Source organism: Verrucomicrobiales bacterium (genome assembly GCA_016793885.1).
Taxonomy (GTDB): Bacteria; Verrucomicrobiota; Verrucomicrobiia; order Limisphaerales; family UBA11320; genus UBA11320.
Window position 1 is genome coordinate 1 of record JAEUHE010000199.1, and the last position, 5319, is coordinate 5319.

Below are 5319 nucleotides of genomic sequence, written 5' to 3' on the forward strand. Positions count from 1 at the left end.
CCCTCGTGGGGTCCTCTTGTTACGGACTGGCAGTTCACTTCCAGTTGCTCTCCACGGTCACATTGCTGTGCCGCAGTTACTTTCAGTCACAGGCCTGGTGAACATAGGCCTGACAGGGACTCTCACCCTGCTATGTTGGTGCGCTTCACAGTCGCACTAGTGTTGTCCGTCCACGGACAGTTCCTCGAGCGAAGCGAGCCTCGTTTCTGCCCAAAATGAGCAATGAGCAATCAGGTCCTGCAAGACGATGTGGCCCACGGAGCCCACGGAGCCCACGGAGCCCACGGAGCCCACGGAGCACGCGGAACACACGGATAAGCGCAGGACCGGAAGATGCCAGTGTCGGTCGAAGGTCCAAATTTTCCACACCGTCACTTCCAGATCCTTTTCCTACCTTTGTGGATTAGCCTAAAACCGACAATGGACTAACCACGGATTGCTCGGATGACACGGATCGAGAAGGGGTGGTTACATGCTGCAACGGGAGATCGCAGTCCCTTTCAGAGTGATGAGGTCCTCCGTTCAATTCCTGGCCCATCCGTGAGATCCGAGAAATCCGTGGTTACAACTGCCGCTTTCAGGGTCATTCCTCCCGCCACCGCGTCCTCGATCCCATCCGTTGGGGCCGCTTCTGAGTCCGTGTGATCCGCGTGGGTCCGTGGGCCATAGTTCCCCGCTTCCTCTGCCCGGTTCCAAATTCTCCATCAGGGACGGTCATGGATCAGTTACGCTTTACATATTGGCCTTGTCAGACTGCCAATATGGATTATATTTGGCCTTAATGAGCGGCCAATATCGGCAGATCATCGAAAGCAAAATCCTGGAAGCGATCGAGATGCGGCCCCGGTCAATGACCCGTCGCGAGGCTACCGTGCCGTCGATCAAGAACAAGGCGATATGTGTAATCGGTATGAGGCGTGCGGGGAAAACCACCTTCCTGCATCAGTGCCGGTTGGATCTCATCGAGTCTGGCATCTCTGCTCGTCGACTGGTCTATTTTAACTTCGAAGACGAGCGGTTGGCGGGACTTGACGCGTCGAACCTCTCATTAATACCGGACTGTCATGCTCGTTTGTTTCCGGAAGATGCAGCGCAGAATACAACACTGTTCTTGGATGAGATCCAGCGGGTGTCGGGCTGGGAAGTCTTTGCTCGTCGGATGATGGATAGCGGCCAGACCCAGCTATTTCTCTCCGGATCCTCGGCCAAGCTACTCAGTCGGGAGATCGCCACGTCAATGCGCGGGCGTGCCTGGGAGATCGCAATTTACCCCTTCAGCTTTGGGGAATTCTTGATCCACCACGGCATTGAGAGACCCACCCGGCCAGGATCGGTCACTTCTCGGCAGGCGACCACTTTGGATCATCATTTCCTGAGATATCTGAATGAGGGCGGCTTTCCGGAGGCTCAAGGGCTAACCAAGCCAGAACGCAACGAGCTCTTGCAGGGCTATGTCGACGTCGTGTTGTTGCGGGATGTCATCGAACGCCATGGGATCACCAATGCCACGGCCTTGCGGCAGCTGGTTTTACGGTTGCTGGCCAGCCCGGCCGGCATGTTCAGCGTGCAGAAATTCTTTGCGGACATGAAATCGCGGCACATCGCGGTTTCCCGGGAAAGCGCCCATGAAATGTTGGCGCACTTGGAGGATGCATTTCTGCTCCAGACCTTGCCAGTAGCCAGTGACTCCGTGAAACGTCAGCAGGTCAACCCGCGCAAGTGCTATCCGGTGGATCCGGCTCTAATTCACGCCTTTGATCGGAGCGGGCGACCCAATACGGGCCATGCGCTGGAGTCGGTTGTTTTCGTAGAGTTGATGCGTCGCAAATGTGAGGTGGGTTACGTGAAGACCGCCTCGGGATACGAGGTCGATTTTCTGGCCCGTGACCGCTCCCAAGCGGCGTGGCTGATTCAGGTCTGTGCCAGCGTCGACGATCCAGCGACCTTGGATCGAGAAGTGAGAGCGTTGAAGGAAGCGATAGGAGAACACCCAGGAGCCAAGCCACTGATACTCACCTTGGAGTCGCGGCTGCCCCAGCCGGAAGTCCCCAAACCGATCCACCTGATGCCGGCGTGGCAATGGCTGCTGAGTTGAAGCGTAAGCGGGGGATCGGGCAGATCGCGAAGGTCGCAAGATCGGCAGGCTTTCCCTTCCGACATCGCGTCCGTTGCGTCCGTTGCGGTTCAAATCCTAGTTCCTCGGTCCGGAAAGCCCAGCGACTTCGTGGCTTTGTGTGACGCATCCATCGTCCTCGTTGGCGAGAAGGTGGCATCGCTGCGCGATGCTCTGTCTTTTCTGAGAATCAATTCCGGGGATCTACGCTGCGCTGCGATACCCGGCTAATCTCTGTGAACCCCTCGGGTTCGGAAAATGAGCAATGAGCAATGAGCAATGAGCAATGTGCAATCCGGTCCCGCCACGGAGCACGTTCCTCACCCAATCGACCCGCCGGCGTTCATCGCGAGGTTCCCGCCATCCATAGGAATCAGAGCTCCCGTGATCCAACTCGACGCGTCAGATGCCAGGAAGACGCTCAATCCCTGAATGTCCGCCGGCGATCCCAGTCGGCTCGCCGGAATGCCGCTGAGGTAACGGGGCTTGAGGGTCGGATCGGCCGCCATTCGTTTCTCCAAACTGGGATTCACCACCTGCGCCGGCAAAATCGCATTCACTCGCACGCCGCGCGATGCCCACTCGGTGCTCAGTTCGCGAGTCATCTGGGCGACGGCTCCCATGGCCATGCTGTAGGCGACATGACCGCGCCCCATTCCCGTCAGGCTCGCGAGCGATCCAATGTTCACAATACTTCCCCGCCCAGCCTTCAACATTCTACGACCCGCTTCCTGACAACAGCAAAACCGGCCGTACACGAGATTCCGCCAGGTGCGCTCCACATCCTCCAGCGAGATGGTCTCCGGCTTCCCAAGAATTCCCTCGCCCGCGACATTCCCCAAGAAATCGATGCGCCCCCACTCGCGATCGAGCGTCGCAAACATCGCTCGGATCGACTCTGGCTCGGACACATTGCACACCATGGGCAATGTCCGACGGCCGGAAGAAGCGGTGATCTCGACCGCCGCTTGCTTCACACCCTCCGAGTTCAGGTCCACCAGCAGCAACTCCGCCCCAGCGTGAGCTAGCGCCGTGGCCATGGCCCGCCCCATACCCGATGCCGCGCCAGAAACCACCGCTACCCGGCCATTCAAATCAAACAATTGTGAGGGAGTCATAGTGAATAGACTTGTTGAAACACAGGTTGACCCTGGAGATCGAGCAGAATTGATGCATCAGGATTCCGCTTCCCCTTTCAGACATTGCGTCCTTTGCGGTTCAAATTCTTCCTCAGCCGGGGTAGAAAAGGGCCCGAGTTTTCAAACCGCTGCGGACGCGGTGGGGAATCGAACCATTACCCGCGTCACCACACCGGGATCGGAAGTGAACTCAATTTTGCCGCCATGCGCTTGAACGATCCACTGACAGATGCTCAACCCGAGACCGCAGCCCTCCACAGCGCGGTTATGCGACGAGTCCCCACGAAAAAAGCGATCGAACACGTGCCCCTGCAACTCAGCCGAGAGACCCGGCCCAGAGTTCGAGAAAGAGAGGAGAGTCTCCTCAGCTCCCGCCACCAACTCGGCCTCAACCCATCCCCCTTGCAGGTTGTACTTCACCGCATTGTCGATCAGGTTGAGCAGCAACTGCCGCAACCGATGTCGATCTCCGGAGATCATGACTTCATCGCATCGCTTGAGGCGCATCTCGATGGAACGTGACTCCCCAAGCACCTTGCCATCCTCCAAGGCCTCGCGCATCAACTCGTGCAAAGGGACCGGTTCGTGTCGCAACTCCACTTGGTTCGCATCCGCCCGAGCCAAGAGCGACAGCCCTTCCACGATGCGCGACAACCGGTCGATCTCTTCAATGTAGCCAACCACGTTCTCGCGCTGCCCCGACGTGAGCCCACCCTCGCGGAGATCCGACTCCAGACCTCCTCTCAAGACAGTCAAGGGGGTCTTCAGTTCGTGGGAAGCGTGGAGCGAGAAATCTCGGATGCGCTGCATCGCTTCGTGAACGCGAATATTCGACTCATTCAGAACGACCGCGAGGCGGTCGATCTCATCCTGATTACCCGTGCGTGGCAGGGGCTTGAGCAAGGTCTGGGGATCGATGGCCTCAGCCGCCACCGTCAGTTGCTCCAATGGTTCCAAAGCCCGCTTGATGAAGAACAGCCACCAAGCTCCACCCAAGGCGAGAATGCAGGCTGGTAGTCCGGCGAAGAGTCCCACCTCCTTGATCGAGTGAACGAAACTCCGGCGCATTTCAGGAGTCCAGCTGCGCGAGAGAAACTCTGGATGCTCGTGGATGAACTCGAAGTAGGCAAAGCCCAACAGAAGCGCTACCCCTGTCAGACTGAGCCCAGCCGACCACCACATGAGTCTGCTGCGGATGGTCACTGAGGCTCCTTCATCACGTAACCCACCCCACGAACAGTGTGGACCAGCTTTACTTCAAAGCCGCCGTCGACCTTCTCCCTCACTCGCCCGGCATAGACATCCACCACGTTAGTGCCGGGATCAAAGTCGTAGTCCCACACTTTTTCCAAGAGCATCATCCGCGTGCAAATGCGCCCGGCCGACCGAAGGAGATGCTCCAAAAACCTAAACTCACGGGGGCTGAGGTGGATCAGCTGATCAGACCGCCGGACTTCCCGGGTGACGGTATCCAGGCTCAAGTCAGCCAACCGCAACACCGTCGATCGGCTGGCGCCTTGGGTGCGTCGGCAGATCGCCCGAACCCGCGCCACCAGCTCTCCCAGCTCAAAAGGCTTCGGCAAATAGTCATCCGCCCCCGCGTTCAGTCCCTCGATCCGCTCGTCCACCGCCCCACGGGCCGAGAGCAGTAGCACGGGCACGTTGTTCCCGCGCTCCCGCAACTGCTTCACGATGCTCAAGCCGTCCCGCCCGGGCAGCATGATATCCAAGACCAAGGCGTCGAACGGAGTAATCAAGGCCGCCGCGAGTCCTTCATCCCCGCGATGCAGGACATCCACGGCATACCCTTCGGCCTGCAGCGCCTTACGAACAAAGGAGCTGGTCTTCTTTTCGTCTTCGACGATCAGAATGCGCATGCCGGACCGTACCACATTGGCCGGCTCCACCGAAAGACCGAAGATAGTCATTTAACCCGAACTCCGAAGTAGAGGATAAAATCGCTAGATGGTGCATCCCCCGATAGCGAGTAAAGCGTCGGGGGGATCCAACTTCGGCGAGGTAGGCTTTTGCCATCGCAAAGCTGATTCCACTAGTGGCTTGTGCTTC

The 5319-nt window shown here is 58.3% G+C and carries 4 protein-coding genes; 1 reads left to right on the plus strand and 3 read right to left on the minus strand.

The window, feature by feature from the left end; genetic code table 11:
• Nucleotides 1–781 precede the first annotated feature (781 nt).
• Nucleotides 782–2095, plus strand: a complete 1314-nt coding sequence (locus tag JNN07_22905) for an ATP-binding protein (protein MBL9170600.1) — start codon at nt 782–784, stop codon at nt 2093–2095.
• 338 nt (nt 2096–2433) lie between these two features.
• Here the strand turns inward: JNN07_22905 and JNN07_22910 are convergent, their stop codons facing one another.
• From JNN07_22910 to JNN07_22920, 3 genes are all read right to left on the minus strand, one after another.
• Complete coding sequence (locus JNN07_22910) at nt 2434–3231, minus strand: SDR family oxidoreductase (GenBank protein ID MBL9170601.1); 798 nt, start codon at nt 3229–3231, stop codon at nt 2434–2436.
• A 141-nt stretch (nt 3232–3372) separates the two neighbouring features.
• On the minus strand, nt 3373–4434 hold the full coding sequence (locus JNN07_22915) for a HAMP domain-containing histidine kinase (GenBank protein MBL9170602.1): 1062 nt from the start codon (nt 4432–4434) through the stop codon (nt 3373–3375).
• 17 nt (nt 4435–4451) lie between these two features.
• Nucleotides 4452–5129 (minus strand): response regulator transcription factor, encoded by a 678-nt coding sequence (locus tag JNN07_22920; GenBank protein MBL9170603.1) that lies wholly within the window; start codon nt 5127–5129, stop codon nt 4452–4454.
• Between the last annotated feature and the right edge of the window lie 190 nt (nt 5130–5319).

What these genes read in the sequence shown, in the direction of transcription:
- JNN07_22905 (MBL9170600.1), top strand. Translation starts at nt 782, where the DNA reads ATGAGCGGCCAATATCGGCAGATCATCGAAAGCAAAATCCTGGAAGCG.
- JNN07_22910 (MBL9170601.1), bottom strand. Translation starts at nt 3,231, where the DNA reads ATGACTCCCTCACAATTGTTTGATTTGAATGGCCGGGTAGCGGTGGTT.
- JNN07_22915 (MBL9170602.1), bottom strand. Translation starts at nt 4,434, where the DNA reads ATGTGGTGGTCGGCTGGGCTCAGTCTGACAGGGGTAGCGCTTCTGTTG.
- JNN07_22920 (MBL9170603.1), bottom strand. Translation starts at nt 5,129, where the DNA reads ATGCGCATTCTGATCGTCGAAGACGAAAAGAAGACCAGCTCCTTTGTT.